Origin of the sequence: Acidovorax sp. FJL06 (genome assembly GCF_003852545.1) — a bacterium.
GTDB lineage: Bacteria > Pseudomonadota > Gammaproteobacteria > Burkholderiales > Burkholderiaceae_C > Acidovorax.
In genome coordinates this window covers 27,216-43,832 of sequence record NZ_QAJR01000041.1, presented here as the reverse complement: position 1 = coordinate 43,832, position 16,617 = coordinate 27,216, and the positions used below count along the sequence as shown (strand labels likewise).

14 protein-coding genes are annotated in these 16,617 nt (G+C 66.3%); 7 read left to right on the top strand and 7 right to left on the bottom strand.

From position 1 onward, the window contains the following. Positions 1–20 precede the first annotated feature (20 nt). From bcsQ to DBV10_RS20065, 4 genes are all read left to right on the top strand, one after another. Entirely contained in the window at positions 21–809 is a 789-nt protein-coding gene (gene bcsQ / locus DBV10_RS20080) for a cellulose biosynthesis protein BcsQ (RefSeq protein WP_158616837.1), read from the top strand. After that, positions 806–3,277: a UDP-forming cellulose synthase catalytic subunit gene (gene bcsA / locus DBV10_RS20075; RefSeq protein ID WP_124515331.1), complete on the top strand. Its 2,472-nt coding sequence runs from the start codon at positions 806–808 to the stop codon at positions 3,275–3,277. The genes bcsQ and bcsA overlap by 4 nt, the downstream gene beginning before the upstream one ends. After that, on the top strand, positions 3,277–4,854 hold the full coding sequence (gene bcsG, locus DBV10_RS20070) for a cellulose biosynthesis protein BcsG (protein WP_124515330.1): 1,578 nt from the start codon (positions 3,277–3,279) through the stop codon (positions 4,852–4,854). Before bcsA ends, bcsG begins: the two co-directional genes overlap by 1 nt. A 154-nt stretch (positions 4,855–5,008) precedes the next feature. Then, a complete protein-coding gene (locus DBV10_RS20065; protein WP_124515329.1) occupies positions 5,009–6,241 on the top strand; it encodes a multidrug effflux MFS transporter in 1,233 nt (410 codons plus the stop codon). A 34-nt stretch (positions 6,242–6,275) separates the two neighbouring features. On the opposite strand, the gene DBV10_RS20060 is transcribed toward DBV10_RS20065, so the two are convergent. The 3 genes from DBV10_RS20060 to orn form a co-directional block, all read right to left on the bottom strand. Further along, positions 6,276–7,748: a GGDEF domain-containing protein gene (locus DBV10_RS20060; protein ID WP_124515328.1), complete on the bottom strand. Its 1,473-nt coding sequence runs from the start codon at positions 7,746–7,748 to the stop codon at positions 6,276–6,278. A 146-nt stretch (positions 7,749–7,894) separates the two neighbouring features. After that, complete coding sequence (locus DBV10_RS20055) at positions 7,895–9,760, bottom strand: DEAD/DEAH box helicase (protein WP_124515327.1); 1,866 nt, start codon at positions 9,758–9,760, stop codon at positions 7,895–7,897. 396 nt (positions 9,761–10,156) lie between these two features. Beyond that, a complete protein-coding gene (gene orn, locus DBV10_RS20050) occupies positions 10,157–10,750 on the bottom strand; it encodes an oligoribonuclease (protein WP_124515326.1) in 594 nt (197 codons plus the stop codon). A 37-nt stretch (positions 10,751–10,787) separates the two neighbouring features. Between orn and DBV10_RS20045 the strand changes: the two genes are divergently transcribed. Genes DBV10_RS20045 through rsgA form a run of 3 tightly spaced genes read left to right on the top strand, consistent with a single transcriptional unit; the run spans position 10,788 to position 13,416 of the window. Then, positions 10,788–12,098, top strand: a complete 1,311-nt coding sequence (locus DBV10_RS20045) for a M48 family metallopeptidase (RefSeq protein WP_124515325.1) — start codon at positions 10,788–10,790, stop codon at positions 12,096–12,098. Then, positions 12,095–12,433: a 4a-hydroxytetrahydrobiopterin dehydratase gene (locus tag DBV10_RS20040; protein ID WP_124515324.1), complete on the top strand. Its 339-nt coding sequence runs from the start codon at positions 12,095–12,097 to the stop codon at positions 12,431–12,433. Before DBV10_RS20045 ends, DBV10_RS20040 begins: the two co-directional genes overlap by 4 nt. Before the next feature lie 38 nt (positions 12,434–12,471). After that, positions 12,472–13,416, top strand: coding sequence for a ribosome small subunit-dependent GTPase A (gene rsgA, locus DBV10_RS20035; RefSeq protein ID WP_124515323.1), 945 nt, complete (start codon positions 12,472–12,474; stop codon positions 13,414–13,416). A 31-nt stretch (positions 13,417–13,447) separates the two neighbouring features. Here rsgA and DBV10_RS20030 read toward each other — a convergent pair whose 3' ends face one another. The 4 genes from DBV10_RS20030 to trmD all read right to left on the bottom strand — a co-directional run bounded on the left by DBV10_RS20030 (position 13,448) and on the right by trmD (position 16,597). Beyond that, a complete protein-coding gene (locus DBV10_RS20030; RefSeq protein WP_124515322.1) occupies positions 13,448–14,434 on the bottom strand; it encodes a CobD/CbiB family protein in 987 nt (328 codons plus the stop codon). A 55-nt stretch (positions 14,435–14,489) separates the two neighbouring features. Then, on the bottom strand, positions 14,490–15,212 hold the full coding sequence (locus DBV10_RS20025) for a CoA pyrophosphatase (RefSeq protein ID WP_233590000.1): 723 nt from the start codon (positions 15,210–15,212) through the stop codon (positions 14,490–14,492). A gap of 111 nt (positions 15,213–15,323) precedes the next feature. Beyond that, positions 15,324–15,710, bottom strand: a complete 387-nt coding sequence (gene rplS / locus DBV10_RS20020; RefSeq protein ID WP_099729610.1) for a 50S ribosomal protein L19 — start codon at positions 15,708–15,710, stop codon at positions 15,324–15,326. A 128-nt stretch (positions 15,711–15,838) separates the two neighbouring features. Further along, positions 15,839–16,597, bottom strand: a complete 759-nt coding sequence (trmD, locus tag DBV10_RS20015; protein ID WP_124515321.1) for a tRNA (guanosine(37)-N1)-methyltransferase TrmD — start codon at positions 16,595–16,597, stop codon at positions 15,839–15,841. Positions 16,598–16,617: the final 20 nt, after the last annotated feature.

The window sequence follows — 16,617 nt, the reverse complement described above, 5'->3', positions numbered from 1 at the left end:
CGAATGAACAGAGGCCTTGCATGCGCGTGATTGCCATCGCGTCGCCGCTGGGCGGAACGGGGCGAACCACCCTCACCGCCCACCTGGCCACCCTCCTGGCCCGCCAGGGCCAGCGCAGCCTGGCCGTGGAACTGTGCGCCCAGAACCTGCTGGGTCGGCACCTGGGCATGCAGGAGCCCAGCGCAAAGGGTTGGGCTTCTCTCGCGGCGGCTGGCCAATGGTGGGCCGATGGCAGTTTTGACAACTCGGACGGCGTGGCGGTGCTGCCCTTTGGCGCGGCGTCGATGGACACCCTCGACGCCCTGCACCGGCAACTGCAGGCGCAACCACGCTGGCTGCTCGACCAGATCGAACTGCTGGACATCCCCGCTGACTGCACCGTGCTGCTGGACACGCCCCTGTGGCCCTCGCCGCTGGCACAGGCGGCCCTGCGCTGCGCCGATGCCGTGCTGGTGACGCTGGAGGCCTCGGCCCGCGCATGCGCCGCCCTCGGCAGCGTGCAGGCCCTGCTGCAGACGGCCATGGCAGCCCCCACCGAGCAGGGCGTGCTGGTGACGCGCTTCGACCCGCGCCGCATCTCGCACCGCGAAGCCTTGCAGACCCTGCGCGAGCAATGGGGTGGCCAGCTGGTTCCCTATACCCTGCACGAGGATGAGAACATTGCGCGCGCGCTGGCCCGCGCGATGTGCGTGGGCAGCTTCGCGCCCCAGGCACAGTCCGCCCACGACCTGCAGGGCGTGTGCAATTGGCTCGCAGGCCAGCGCGCTGCGCCCCCATCGATGCTCCTGGCCGGAGCCGCCCCGCAATGAGCGGCCAGCCCGATACCGGGATGGGGCCACACCGGGCTGTCCGTTGGCTGGCGTGCCAGCTGGAAGTAGAGCCCGGTGCCGCATGGTGGATGTGGCTGTGGCGCTGCTTCGTGCTGCCCGCCACGCCAGAACGCGCCTTGCTGCCCTGGCTGCTGCGGCCTCTGCCCTGGCTGTCTGCCGGGCTGGGCCTGCTGCTGCGCGGGGGCTGGAAGGGTCTGGCGCTGCTGCTGAACGCCGTGTTCTGGCCCATTCGCCTGTTCCTGCGCGCCATGGACCGGCTGGCCACCCACGTCAACGTGGAAAAAGGCATGCGCCTGGCCGACCAGGTGCTCACCCCCATCATGGAAATCCCCGGCCTGCGCTGGGCCGTGCTCGCCGTCGGCCTGCTGGCCGGGCTGGTGGTGGTGACCACGCCCTTCAACTGGCTGGGGCAGACCCTGTTCATGCTGCTGTGCTGGGGCTTGTCGCTGGTGCTGCGCCGCCTGCCAGGCCGCTACCCTTCGCTGGCGCTGGCGGCCATCAGCCTGCTGGCCATGGGGCGCTATGCCTGGTGGCGCGTGACCTCGTCCATCGAGTTCGACTCGGTGATCGAGTCCTTCCTGGGCTATGGCCTGCTGGCGGCCGAGGCCTACACCTGGCTGGTGGTGGTGCTGGGCTTCATCCAGACCGCCTGGCCGCTGCACCGCCGGCCGGCCGATCTGCAGGGCACGCCGGCCTCATGGCCCACCGTGGATGTCTACATCCCAACCTACAACGAGCCCCTGAGCGTGGTGCGCACCACCGTCCTGGCCTCGATGGCGCTAGACTGGCCCGAGGGCAAGGTGAAGGTCTACATCCTGGACGACGGCCGGCGCGAGGAGTTCCGCGAGTTCGCCGAATCCATGGGCGTGGGCTACATCGTGCGGCCCGACAACAACCACGCCAAGGCCGGCAACCTGAACCATGCCCTCACCAAGACGGATGGCGAGCTGATCGCCATCTTCGACTGCGACCACATCCCCACGCGCTCCTTCCTGACCACGGCCGTGGGCTGGTTCCAGCGCGACCCGAAGTGCGCGATGCTGCAGACGCCGCACCACTTCTTCTCGCCCGACCCGTTCGAGCGCAACCTGGGCACCTTCCGCCGCGTGCCCAACGAGGGCGCGCTGTTCTACGGCCTGATCCAGGACGGCAACGATTTCTGGAACGCCACCTTCTTCTGTGGCTCCTGCGCCGTGATCCGGCGCGGCCCCTTGCTGGAGGTGGGCGGCATTGCCGTGGAGACGGTGACCGAGGACGCGCACACCGCCCTCAAGCTGCACCGGCGCGGCTACACCACGGCCTACATCAACGAGACCCAGGCTGCGGGCCTGGCCACCGAAAGCCTGTCGGCCCACGTGGGCCAGCGCATCCGCTGGGCGCGCGGCATGGCGCAGATCTTCCGCGTGGACAACCCCTTCCTGGGCAAGGGCCTCACGCTGTGGCAGCGCATCTGCTATGCCAACGCCATGGTGCACTTCTTCTTCGGCCTGCCCCGGCTGGTGTTCCTCACCGCGCCCATGGCTTTCCTGTTCTTCAACTGGCACATCATCAACGCAGGCGCCATCATGATCGCGCTGTACGTGCTGCCCTACATCCTGCAGTCCAACATCGCCAACGCCCATGTGCAGGGCGAGCACCGGCACACCTTCTGGGCCGAGGTCTACGAAACGGTGCTGGCCTGGTACGTGGCCCTGCCCACCACCGTGGCGCTGATCAACCCGCGCCTGGGCAAATTCAACGTGACGGCCAAGGGCGGCCTGGTGGACGAGCCCTACTTCGACTGGGCCATCTCGCGCCCCTACACCGTGCTGGTGCTGCTGAACATCGCAGCCTTCGGCTGCGGGCTGATGCGCCTGTTCTTCTGGAACACGGACGAAACGGCCACCGTGCTGCTGAACCTGGTGTGGACGGTCTACAGCATTCTGATGCTGGGCGCCGCTTTGGGCGTGGCCTCCGAGGCACGCCAGGTGCGCCGCATGCACCGCGTGGCCACCCGGCTGCAGGCCACGCTGTACCAGGACGACGGCAGCGTGCTGCAGGCGGCGTGCATCGATTTCTCGATGACAGGCCTGGGCCTGGAGCTGCCCGAAGGCACGCGGCTTGCCGTGGGCGAGAGGGTGCAGGTGGGCCTGTGGCGTGGCCCCACCGAGTGCACCTTTCCTGCCACCATCATGCTGCACCGGGGCCAGGGCGCCACGGGCCTGCAGTTCGATCCCATGACCCGCGAACAACAGATCGACCTGGTGCAGTGCACCTTCGCCCGCCCGGACACCTGGCGGCAATGGAACGACAGCCACGACATCGACCGCCCCCTGCACGGCCTGCAAGAGATCGCCCAGCTGGGCGTGGCGGGGTACCGCAAGTTCTGGGGTTCGCTGCGGGAGGCTGCCCGCAGCCGCTGGCCCCGGAGCCGCCCCCACGGACAGCAAGGGCTGGGCGCCCGATGATGAGCTACTGGAACCTGTACTTCCTGGCCAAGGTCGGACTGACCTTCACCGGCTACATCGGCTTCAGCTGGTGGCTGAACCTGCTGCTGTGGCTGGCGCTGCAGCCCCCCATTGGCCACCGGCTGCTGCGGCACACCCGTGCGGTGCTGGCCTGGCCGGCCGCCATTGCGCTGCTCTACGCCGACTCCTACCTGCCCACGCTGGGGCGCGTGCTGTCTCAGCTCAAGGCGCTGGCGGGCTTCAGCGCCGACTACTGGCTGGAGCTGGCCCAGCGGCTGGTGAACCCGGCGGCCCTGGCCATGGCGGTGGCCGGCATCGTCCTGTATGCAGCGCTGGCGCGGCGCGTGCGCTTTGCCACCTTCGCCCTCGCCGGCATCCTGAGTGTGCCGCTGGTGGCGGCGATCCAGGACCACCAGGCCCAGGAGGAAGCCGCCGGGGCGGCATTGGCAGGCCAGGGCGATGGCAGCCCGGCCGGCGGCGCCGATGCGGCGGACCCCGATGCCCTGCTGCAGAAGTTCTACGCCAGCGAAAGCCAGAAGCGCACCCAGTTCACCACGGCCGGCAGCACGCCGCCCTTTGACATCATCCTGCTGCATGTGTGCTCGCTGGCCTGGGACGACATGGAGTTCGTGGGCCAGCGCGACAACCCGCTGCTCAAGCGCTTTGACGTGCTGTTCACCAATTTCAACAGCGCGGCCAGCTACAGCGGCCCCGCCTCGCTGCGCGTACTGCATGGCTCCTGCGGGCAGACGCCGCACACCAAGCTGTACGAGGGCATCGACCCGCAGTGCTATGTGTTCCCCAACCTCGAAAAACTGGGCTACCAGACAGCGGCGCTGCTCAACCATGACGGCCTGTACGAAGAATTCGCCCATGCACTCGAGCAGCGCGGCGGCCTGGCGGGCAAGCTGCAACCCAACCAGAGCGCGCCGGTCCACATGCAGAACTTCGACGGTTCACCCATCTACAACGACCACGCCCTGCTGTCGCAGTGGTGGAAGAAGCGCAGCGCCCAGGGCGGCGCACCCACGGCCCTGTACTACAACACCATCTCGCTGCACGACGGCAACCGCGTGCCGGGCATGAGCTCGCGCAGCAGCCTCGACACCTACAAGCCGCGCCTCGTGCAGCTGATGGCCGACTTCGACCGGTTCATCACCGAGCTGGAAAACGCCGGCCGGCCCGTGGTGGTGGTGCTGGTGCCCGAACATGGCGCATCGCTGCGCGGCGACAAGATCCAGATCTCGGGTATGCGCGAAATCCCGGGCCCGCGCATCACGCTCGTGCCCGCCGGCGTAAAGCTCGTGGGCATGAAGAAGAAAGACCCTGCGGCCGAGCCCGCCGCGCCCCTGGTGATGAACCAGCCCATGAGCTACCTGGGCCTGTTCACCCTGCTGGGCGACCTGCTGAGCGACAGCCCCTATGCCGAATCGGCGCGCCCCCTGGCCGATCGCCTGCAGGCGCCCGAGACGACGCCCTTTGTCTCGGAAAACGCCGACGTGATCGTGATGCGCAACGCGGCTGGCAAGTACCTGATGAAGTCGGGCAATGGGGAATGGATTCCCTACGCCTACTGACCCACCGGGGTAGCCCCATGCCCGTGCAAGGATTGCTCCTGCGCAGCACCTGAGCGGATGGGTTCCCGCATAATGCAGCGAAGCACACCAGCCTGCCTGGTGCGCCTCTCCTGCCCCTTGCGGCGCCCCCACGAACCCCGGCCTCTCTCCCCACATGCACCCACAAGCCCACCTGCTCTGGAAAGCGCCCCGCTGGGCTTTGGCGGTGCTGCTGGCGGTGCTGGGGATGTTGGGGCCGTTCTCCATCGACACCTACATCCCCGCCTTCTCGGGCATTGCCGCGGCGCTGGGCGCCACGCCGGTGGAGATGCAGCAGACGCTGTCGGCCTACCTGTTCGGCTTTGCGTTCATGAGCCTGTTCCACGGCGCGCTGGCCGACAGCTTTGGCCGCAGGCCCGTGATTCTGTGGGGCATCGCGGTGTTCACGCTGGCCTCGGCCGGCTGCGCGCTGTCGCAGACCATCGGGCAGCTGGTGGTGTTCCGTGCGCTGCAGGGCCTGTCCACGGGCGCAGGCATCGTGGTCTCGCGCGCGGTGATCCGCGACATGTTTCCGCCCGCCCAGGCGCAGAAGGTGATGAGCCAGGTCACGATCTACTTCGGCGTGGCCCCGGCGATCGCGCCCATCGTGGGAGGCTGGCTGTTCGTGCACATGGGCTGGCACAGCATCTTCTGGTTCCTGGCCCTGGTCGGTGTGGCGCTGTGGACGGCCAACTACCGCCTGCTGCCGGAGACGCTGCACATGGACCAGCGCCAGCCCTTCAACATGCGCCACCTGGTGCGCGGCTACGTGCAGCTGGGATCAAGCGCGCGCTTTGTGCTGCTGGCCCTGGCGAGTGGCGTGCCGTTCAATGGCATGTTCCTGTATGTGCTGTCGGCGCCTGCCTTTCTGGGCGAGCACCTGGGTCTGGCGCCCACGCAGTTCTTCTGGTTCTTCGTCCTGACCATCTCGGGCATCATGGGCGGCGCCTGGCTCAGCGGGCGTCTGGCCGGGCGCATTCCGCCCAAGCGGCAGATCCGCCATGGCTTTCTGATCATGTGCTGCGTGGCGATGCTCAACCTGGCGGCCAACCTGCTGTTTCCGCCCCATGCCGGGTGGGCGCTGCTGCCCATCGCGGTGTTTGCGTTTGGCTGGGCCCTCATGGTGCCTGTGGTAACCCTGCTGGTGCTGGACCTGCACCCCGAGCGCCGGGGCATGGCCTCCTCCATGCAGGCCTTCGTGGGCTCCACGGCCAATGGGCTGGTGGCGGGCATCATTGCGCCGCTGGTCATGCACTCCACCGTGCTGCTGGCACTGGCTTCGCTGCTGATGATGGGCATTGGCCTGGTGGCCTGGGTCTACCTGCACCACCGCTGGCCGGACATCGGGCGCACGCCCGTACACCACTGAAGGGCCTGCAAAGCAGGCCCCCCACTCGGGAGCATCAGGTACCGGACGGGTGCCGGCGGTCCACGTTCTTTTGCTGGTAGTACCGGTTTTTCTCTGCGTACATGGCCTGGTCGGCCCGGTTGATCGCCGCCTCCACCGCATCGCCGGACTGGCAGCTGGCGATGCCCATGGCCAGGCTCAGGTGCTGGCCCGGGTAGAACTGGTTGTTCAACTCCAGCATGGAGATGATGCGCTCCTGCAGCGCGTGGGCGCCACGCTCGTCGGTTCCCGGCAACAGCACGGTGAACTCGTCGCCGCCGATGCGGGCCGCGCAGGCGGGCGCATCCACAGCCTTGGCCAGCACTTCACCCACGCGGCGCAGCATCGAATCACCCGCCGCATGGCCCTGCTCGTCATTGACCACCTTCAGGCCGTTGAGATCAATCGCGATGACGGACAACGGCCAGGGCCCCTTGCGCGTGAGCCGGTTCAGCTCTTCGGCATAGAAGGCACGGTTGCGCAACTGGGTGAGCACATCGTGTTTGCCCAGGTATTCAAGGTAGGCCTCGGCCTTCTTGCGGGCCGTGATGTCCACCAGGGACAAAAGCACCAGACCCCAGTCGTGCAGGTGGCTGTCGAGCACGGCAAACTGCATGTGGATGTTCACCGCATCGCCTGAAAGCGAATAGTTGACCACCTCGCGCTGCTGGAAGGTCTTGCCATCCCACAGGTCCTGCAGCTGTTCGGCGAAGGACTCGTGCATCTCGCCACGGAACACGCGGCCAATGTTGTTGAGCAGCATGTCCTTGCTGGCGGCACCGAACATGCGCAGCGTTTGCTGGTTCACGTCAATGACGCGGATCTCCTGCATGCAGCGCCCGACGAAGTCCGGGTGCACTTTGAGGAAGGTCTTGAAGTCGCCAATGCCCTGGGCGCGCACGCCGTCGAGCAGGCTCTTGACCACGCTGAAATCCTCGACCCAGAGCGATACCGGCGAATGCTCGAACAGGCCCCGTGCGTACTGCTCGCTGCGCTGGATCTGCCGCGCACCGTTGTACTGCTGGGTGTTGTCTTCCAGAGAAACGAGCACGCGGCTCCAATCGTCCTCATGGCCCGGCAGGATGCGGGCGCGGACCAGCACATCCAGGCGCCGGCCATCGAGTGCGTAGTTCACCGTCTGGTTGGAGAACTCCAGCTGCCCGTCCCACAACTGCGCCAGCTCATGCGTAGCGGTATCGTGCCGGTCGTCGCGGAAGACCTTGTCCAGGTTGGCCTCCAGGTGCTGCTGGCTGTCGGCCGAGAACAGCTCCAGTGTGCGGCGGTTGACCTGCAGCACGCGCAGCGACGCGCTGCACTGGCGCAGGCGGGCCGGGTCTTCGGCCAGGTGGGAGCGTATGTCGGTCACGCCCTGTGCGCGCCAGCCATCGAACAGACGCTTGAGCTCGCTGAAATCTTCCAGCCAAAGCGACACGGGCGCCAGCTCGAACATGTGCTCGTAATCGGACCCCGAGGAGAGAGAAGACACCACAACAAATTCCTCCGTGGGCAATTATTGACGACATGCCCCCCAGAAACGCCCACCCTTGCCACGCGCACGCAAAAAAGGGCTGGCACCTTGCGGCGCCAGCCCTTGATCTGCCGGAGCATTCAACACGCTCCGTCTCTGTCCATCAATCAGCGCGCGGGGCGTGCAGGACGCTTGCGTGCGTCGTGGGCCACAAAAGGCTTGCCACCACCGCCCGCAGGCTTGGAGAACGCGGGCTTGCGCGGCGCGAAGTCGCCACGCGGTGCACCCGCATCGCCACGGGGGGCAAAACCGCCACGGCCTGCATCGCCAAAGCCTGGCTTGCGGCCATAGCCTTCGCCATCGCGGCGAGGCGCAAAACCACGGTCACCACCACGGTCGTCACGGTCACGACCACCGAAACCGCCGCCTTCACCACGGGCAGGGGCAGGGGCGCCACGGCCAGCGAAGCCGCCGCCAAAACCGCCGCCGAAGCCGCCACGGTCATGGCCGCCACGGGCCGGACCACCAAACTTGCGGTCACGGCTGTCACGGTCGTAGCCACCCGAACGGCCACGGCCACCAAAATCACCGCCGCGGGGCGCCTGGGGTGCGCGTTGGCTGGGCTCCATGCCGGGGACCACCTCGGCCTTGAACTGCTGGCGGCTGTACGACTCAATGTCGTAGATCTTGCGGCGGTCGCGGAACTCGGCAAAGGTGACGGCCAGGCCGTCGCGGCCCGCACGGCCGGTGCGGCCGATGCGGTGGGTGTAGTCCTCGGCCTTCATGGGCAAACCGAAGTTGAACACGTGCGTGATCGTGGGCACGTCGATGCCACGCGCGGCCACGTCGGTGGCCACCAGGATCTGCACCTGGCCTTGGCGCAGCGCCATCAGGCGGCGGTTGCGCAGGCCCTGGCTCAGCGCACCGTGCAGGGCCACGGCCGAGAAGCCGTCTTGCTGCAGGTCGTTGGCCAGACCGTCGCACTCCACCTGGGTGCTGGCGAACACGATGGCCTGGTTGATGGTGGTGTCACGCAGCCAGTGGTCCAGCAGCTTGCGCTTGTGCTGGGCGTTGTCGGCCCAGTACAGCACCTGCTTGATGTTGGAGTGCTTCTCTTGTGGGGAGTCGATGGTCACCTTCTGCACCGACGAGCCGCCATCGTGCATCACGCGCATGGCGAGCTGCTGGATACGGGGCGCGAAGGTGGCGCTGAACATCATGGTCTGCTTGCGCTGCGCGGTCAGTTGGTTCAGCTCGGCCAGATCGTCCGAGAAGCCCAGGTCGAGCATGCGGTCGGCTTCGTCCACGACCAGGAACTGCACCTTGTCGAGCTTGATCTGCATCGAGCGCTGCAGGTCCAGCAGGCGGCCGGGCGTGGCCACCACGAGGTCGGCGTTCTGCAGCTTGGCGATCTGCAGCTGGTAGGGCATGCCGCCCACCACGTTGGCCACGCGCAGGCCACGGCAGTGCTTGACCAGGTCGATGGCGTCGTGCGCCACCTGCTGGGCCAGTTCACGCGTGGGGCACAGGATCAGGGCGCCGGGGGTGGCGGCCTTGAAGTTGCGCGAGCTGGTGGGGTCCTTGCGCTTGGCGCGCTTGGGGGCAGGCTCGCCACGGGCGGCGGCTTCGGCCACGGCGCGCTCGAACGCAGCGCGCTCTTCGGCTTCGGCCACGGCCTGCTGCTGGATCAGCGTGTGCAGCACAGGCAGCAGGAAGGCGGCAGTCTTGCCGCTGCCCGTCTGGCTGGAGACCATCAGGTCGATGAACTTGGAGGCATCGCTGCCCATGGCCAGAGGAATGGCCTTGCGCTGCACGCTGGTGGGCTGGGTGTAGCCCAGGTCGGCCACGGCTTGCACGAGTTCAGGGGCCAGGCCCAGCTCGACGAAGCCATTGGGCTCGGGCGTCACAGCAACGTCGCCTTCAGCGGCCACGGCCAATGCGGCGTCGAGAGGAGAAGACTGCACGGAAACGTCGGCAGCAAAGGAAGTATCGGCAGGCGCGAATTCGCCCTGCACCAAGGAGGTGTCGGTCATGATTTTTCTCTCACGAAGACGGTCGCGGGCGCTGCCCACGATTGGCTTCGTCAAATGGTTAAAAAACATCAACCATCAAACGAAACCTGCGCTGGCTCTGGAGGGTCAGGCCGATGCGGGTGGGCTGTTATTCGCCAGTCCTGCACTGCCGGCTTACATTTGCATGTTGGCAGTGGGCTGGCAAGCCCGGTGTGTGAGGGGAGATGCACAAACTGCGAGGCGGATTTCCTGCGCAGCCTGCGATTATGACACGGTTAAGGGTTTCCCCGCAATACCCTTCAAATGTGCAGCCTGTCAAAGGAGTGCCCCGGGCCTACTCCCTCGCCCACTGGCCACCCCACTGCAGGGGCGACCTATACCGCGCATGCACCGAGGGCGCTCCTGGCGCCAAGCGACTCAGGGGGCTTTCACTTCCACGGACAACAGGTGCTGGCGGTAGTGCGCCAGCTCGTCGATGGACTCGTGCACATCGGCCAATGCCGTGTGCTTCTGGGCCTTCTTGAAACTGGTGTAGGCCTCGGGCTTCCATCGCTTGGCCAGCTCCTTGAGCGTGCTCACGTCCACATTGCGGTAGTGGAAGAATTTCTCCAGCTTGGGCATGTAGCGCACCAGAAAACGGCGGTCCTGCCCGATGCTGTTGCCGCACATGGGGGCCGTGCCCTTGGGCACGTACTGCCCCAGAAACGCGATGATCTGCCGCTCGGCCTCCTCCTCGGTCACCGTCGAGGCCTTCACCTTGTCGATCAGGCCGCTGCGGCCGTGGGTTCCCTTGTTCCAGGCATCCATCTTGTTCAGCAATTCATCCGGCTGGTGGATGGCAAACACCGGGCCTTCGACGCGGGGCTCCAGGCCTGGGCCGGTCACGACCACAGCGATCTCCAGCAGGCGGTCGGTATCAGGCTCCAGGCCGGTCATTTCACAATCGAGCCAGACCAGGTTCTGGTCGGATTTGGCAAGCGTGGCAGGGGTGGGGTTGTTGGCTTCTGACATGGTGCGCATTGTCGCCGATGGCCTAAACTCGCCGCACATGCCCATCCCCGACGACCTCTCCCCCTCCATGCTGCTCACGCTGGCCTTTGCGGCTGCGCTGGTTCTGGGCCTGGCGCTCAAGTTCTGGCTGGCCACCCGCCAGGTGCGGCATGTGGCCCGCCACCGCTTTGCGGTGCCCGCGCCGTTTGCCGAACGCATCTCCCTGGCCGCCCACCAGAAAGCCGCCGACTACACCATCACCAAGGCCCGCCTGGGGCTGCTGGAGATGGCCCTGGGCTGCGTGGTGCTGCTCGGCTGGACCTTGCTCGGCGGCCTGGATGCGCTGAACCGCACCCTGCTCGATGCCATGGGGCCCGGCATGGGGCAGCAGCTGGTGCTGCTGGTGGCATTTGCCGCCATTGGTGGCCTGATCGACCTGCCCCTGTCGCTGTACCAGACCTTCGTGATCGAAGAGCGTTTCGGCTTCAACAAGATGACCTGGCGCCTGTGGCTGGCCGACGCCGCCAAGGGCCTGCTGGTCGGCGCCATCATCGGCCTGCCGATTGCCGCGCTGATTCTGTGGCTTATGGGCGCTGCAGGCCCGCTGTGGTGGCTGTGGGCCTGGTGCTTCTGGATGGGCTTCAATCTGCTGCTGATGGTGATCTACCCCACCTTCATTGCCCCCTTGTTCAACAAATTCCAGCCGCTCGAAGACGAATCCCTCAAGGCCCGCGTCACGGCCCTGATGCAGCGCTGCGGCTTCTCGGCCAAAGGCCTGTTCGTGATGGACGGTAGCCGCCGCAGCGCCCATGCCAATGCCTATTTCACGGGTTTTGGCGCGGCCAAGCGCGTGGTCTTCTACGACACCTTGCTGAAGCAGCTGGCCCCGGGCGAGGTCGAAGCCGTGCTGGCGCATGAGCTGGGCCACTTCAAGCACCGCCACATCGTCCAACGCATCGTGGTCATGTTTGGCCTCAGCCTGGCCGGTTTTGCGCTGCTGGGCTGGCTCTCCACCCAGGTGTGGTTCTACACCGGACTGGGCGTGCGCCCCAACATCTCGCTGGACCCCGCCCTGGCGGCCGCCCCCAACGACGCCCTGGCGCTGCTGCTGTTCATGCTGGTGGTGCCCGTGTTCACCTTTTTCATCTCGCCGCTGTTCTCGCAGCAATCGCGCCGCCACGAGTTCCAGGCCGATGCCTATGCCGTGGCCCAGGCCAACGGTGCCGACCTGTCGTCGGCCCTGCTCAAGCTGTACGAAGACAATGCCTCCACGCTCACGCCCGACCCGGTGTACGTGAAGTTCTACTACTCGCACCCGCCCGCCACCGAACGGCTGGCGCGCATGCACAACACCCCCGCCCATCCATGACCACCACCATGTTGAAGAAAAAAGACTGGTCCGCGCTTGCCCGCCGTGCGCTGACAGCTACTGAAGTTGTAGCAAACCTCGCCCAGCTCGAAGGCTGGAGCCTGAGCGGCGACGGCGCAAACGTCGCCATCGAGAAGACCTACCACTTCGCCAACTACTACGAGACCATCTCGTTCGTGAACGCACTGGCCTTCATCGCCAATGCGCAGGACCACCACCCCGACCTGTCGGTGCACTACAACCGCTGCGTGGTGCGCCTGAACACCCACGATGTGAGCGGCATCTCGTCCACGGACTTCGAGTGCGCGACCCAGTTCGATGCGCTCGTGGCCTGACCGCAGGCGTCGCCGCATGACCTTTTACCCGCACCCCCATGGCTGAACGCAGCGCCCTCATGGAAGGCACCGTGGTGGCCAGCCATGGGCGCCACTGCATGGTTGAAACCGCCGACGGAGAACGCCGCATCTGCCACCCCCGGGGCAAGAAGAGCCAGGCCGTGGTGGGCGACCGGGTGCTGTGGCAAGCGCCCCCGCCCGGCCAAGGGGACGAAGGCACCATCGAGAAGGTGCTCCCGCGGCGCAACCTCTTCTACCGCCAGGACGAGATCCGCACCAAGTCGTTTGCGGCCAATCTGGACCAGGTGCTGATCCTGATCGCAGCGGAACCTGTGTTCTCCGAAAGCCAGCTCTCCCGCGCCCTGATCGCGGCCGAAGCCGAGGGCATCAAACCCATCATTGCGCTCAATAAAAGCGACCTGGTGGAACCCTTCGCCCGCGCCTGGGAACGGCTGCTGCCGTACCGGCACATGGGTGCCGGCAAGCACTACGGTGTGCTGCCGCTGTCACTGGCGCTCTCCAGCGACGTGGACCGCGCGCTGCTGATGGAACACCTGCAAGGCAAGACCACGCTGGTGCTGGGCCCTTCAGGCTCCGGCAAGAGCACGCTGATCAACCTGCTGGTGCCAGGCGCCACCGTGCTGACCGGCGAAATATCCCAGGCGCTGAACTCCGGCAAGCACACCACGACCAGCACCCACTGGTACTGGACGGACGCGGCGCGCACCACGGCGCTGATCGATTCGCCGGGCTTTCAGGAATTCGGCCTGCACCACATCGCCCCCATGCAACTGGCCGCCTGCATGCCCGACATTGCAGAACACGCCACCGACTGCAAGTTCTACAACTGCACCCACCTGCACGAGCCCGGCTGTGGCGTGCTGGATGCTGTAAAAAAAGGCTCTAGCACAGGCGGAATAAGCGCCACACGCTACAAAATTTATAGTGATTTATTTGACGAACTGAGCCACACACGTTACTGACCCGGGGCCTGCGCCAGGGAGGCGCCCCACCTTACCCCAGCAGGCGAGCCAGCGTGAGCAGCGCCAGCAGCAGCATCCAGACCACCACCGAGCGCCACACCAGCCCCACCACGCTGCGCAGGTGGCCCACCTCGGGCTCACGGCCGGGGGTGGAATCGCTGTCACCCAAGTCGGCATCGATCTCCAGCCCCTGGGGGGCCTGCATTTCGGTGCGGGACTTCAGGGCCTCTCCACCCAGGCGCACATTGATCGCACCGGCCGTGGCAGCCAGCACCACGCCATCGTTGTCGTTGGGGAAGCGCTGTGCATGAAAGCGCCAGCCCTCGATCGCTTCCTCGAAGCTGCCCACCACCGCAAAGCTCAGTGCGGTAAGCCGCGCCGGCAGCCAATCCACCAGAGTCCAGGCCTGGGCACAGGCCTGCTGCAGGGAGGCACTGGCGGGCTGCGTGCCCGCGCGCTGCTTGTAGTGCCAGTAGCGCGAAACAAATTCGGCCAGGCGGTACAACACCGCCCCCGTGGGCCCCAGGCCCAGTGCAGCCAGCACCGAGAACCAGGCCAGCACCCCAAACACATGGCGGTGCGCAGCCAACACCGAATACTCGATCACATGGCGCACGATCTCGCTGCGGGGCAAGGCCCCCACATCCACCTGCTGCCAATGGGCCAGACGTTCACGGGCCGCGTCTTCATCCCCCTCTTCGAGCGCATCGCGGATGCCCGTGAAATGGTGGCTGAACTGGCGGAACCCCAGCGTGACATACAGCACCGCCACGCTCCACAACACGGCAAACGGCCAGCCCAGGCCCCACAACAGCGCCCAATGGATGGCCAGGGTGATCAAGGCCGGGAACAGCACCGCGAGGCTCCAGGCCACCCAGCCATGGTGGGGCTTGCCCGCATCGAAATTGCGGCTCACGGACAGCGCCCACGCCCGCAGCCCCGCATGGATGGGGTTGCTGCGTGCCAGGGGGCGGGCCTGCTCGATCAGCAGAGCGAACAGGATGGCGAAGAAACTCATGGGGGGCAATGATACTGGGGCTTCGCCCCCATGCACCCTTTATGTGCAAGCGCGATCAGGCCCGCATGAAGCGGTAGAAATTGCGCAGCATGCCCGCCGTCGCACCCCAGATGAAGTGGTTCTTGTGGCCGTCCTGGTAGGGCATGGAAAACCACTCGCGGTGCACGCCGTCCCGGTCGAACACATGGCGCCGGTGGTTCGCGGGGTCCAGCAGAAACGCCAGCGGCACCTCGAACAGGTCCGCCACCTCGTAAGGGTTGGGCTGCAGCACACAATCCGGCCGCACCAGCGCCACCACCGGTGTGATGATGAAGGACGAGCCGGTGACATAGGTCGGCAAGGTGCCCAGCACCTCAACGAATTCGGGTGCCAGCCCCACCTCTTCCTGCGCCTCGCGCAAGGCGGTGTCGGCGGCCGTGGCGTCGCCCGGGTCTGCCCGCCCGCCCGGGAAAGCCACCTGCCCCGAGTGGGTGGACAGGTGGGCGGTGCGCTCGGTCAGCAACACCGTGGGCTGCTCGCGCAGCATGATCGCCAGCAGCACGGACGCGTGGGCTGGCTCGCGGTTCATGAACTTCTTCTCCAGCAGCACCTCGGGCTCCCACCGGGGCGGGTGCGCAAACCGCGCGCGCAGCGCCTCGGGCGTCTGCGCCGCCGCAGGCACAGCGGGCAGGTGCGCGTCCACACCCACCACCGGCACCAGGCGGGGGTCGAAATCAGGCAGGCTGGACAGCGGAGCTACGACGGATGAAACGGCGGGGAAAGGAGGAGATGCGTTCACTCAAAAGTTTCTGTTCAGGTTCAGGTTCGGATTCAACAAGCCAAAAAACAAAAAGCCGCTACAGGCAGATGCTGTAGCGGCTTGTCAGGGCAGGCCCTCGCCTTGCTTGGATTAAGCGGCGGTGGCAGCTGCAACCTTGACGCGTTGTGGCAGCTTTTCCTTGATACGTGCCGACTTGCCGCTGCGGTCACGCAGGTAGTACAGCTTGGCACGGCGCACGTCGCCGCGGCGCTTGACTTCGATGCCGGCGATCAGCGGGCTGTAGGTCTGGAACGTACGTTCCACGCCTTCGCCGCTGGAGATCTTGCGCACGGTGAAGCCGCTGTTCAGGCCGCGATTGCGCTTGGCAATCACCACGCCTTCGTAAGCCTGCACGCGCTTGCGGGTACCTTCCACCACGTTCACGCTCACGATGACGGTGTCACCAGGGGCGAATTCGGGGATGGTCTTGTTCAAGCGGGCGATTTCTTCCGCTTCCAGGGTCTGGATCAGGTTCATGTTTGATATCCAACGATCTTGTCCGCGCCAAAAATGGCTGCGTCGGGATTGACGGTTCAGTGTTTTGCGGGAGAAATCCCTGTCAAAACGGCCGGCCAGAGGATCGAAAAGCCTTTGATTATAACAATTCAGGCGAGCTTGGCCAATACCGCCTCATCTGCCGGGGCCAGGCGCCCGGCCTGGCGCGCCGCGTCGATGAGATCGGGGCGGTGGCGGGCCGTGATGGTCAGGCGCTGGTCGCGCCGCCAGCGCTCGATCTGCGCATGGTGCCCGGACATCAGCGGCGCTGGCACCTGCTGCCCCGCCCACACCTCTGGCCGCGTGTAGTGCGGACAGTCGAGCAGGCCGTCGAGCGCCGGGTTGAAACTGTCGAGCTGGTGGCTGCCTTCGTCGTTGAGCACGCCGGGCTGCAGGCGTGCCACGGCATCCAGCAAGGCCATGGCGGCGATCTCACCGCCCGAGAGCACAAAGTCCCCCAGGCTCATCTGCACATCCACATGCGCGTCGATGAATCGTTGGTCAATGCCTTCGTAGCGGCCACACAGCAGCACGGCGCCCGCACTGGCAGACCAGCGCTCCACGGCGGTATGGTTGAGCGATGCCCCGATGGGCGAAAAAAGCACCAGCGGCGCCCGGCCCTCTTCCGGCTCCGCCCGCTCCACACGGATGGCCGCAAGGCACCGCAGCAGCGGCTCGGCCATCATCACCATGCCAGGGCCGCCGCCAAACGGGCGGTCGTCCACCCGGCGGTAGTTGCCCTCGGCATGGTCGCGCGGGTTCCACAGGCGCACATCGACCTGGCCGCTGGCATAGGCGCGGCGCGTCACGCCGCTCGCCAGGAAGGGCGCGAACAGCTCGGGAAACAGGGTGATGATGTCAAAGCGCATGGTGCGCGGCGTGAGGGAGC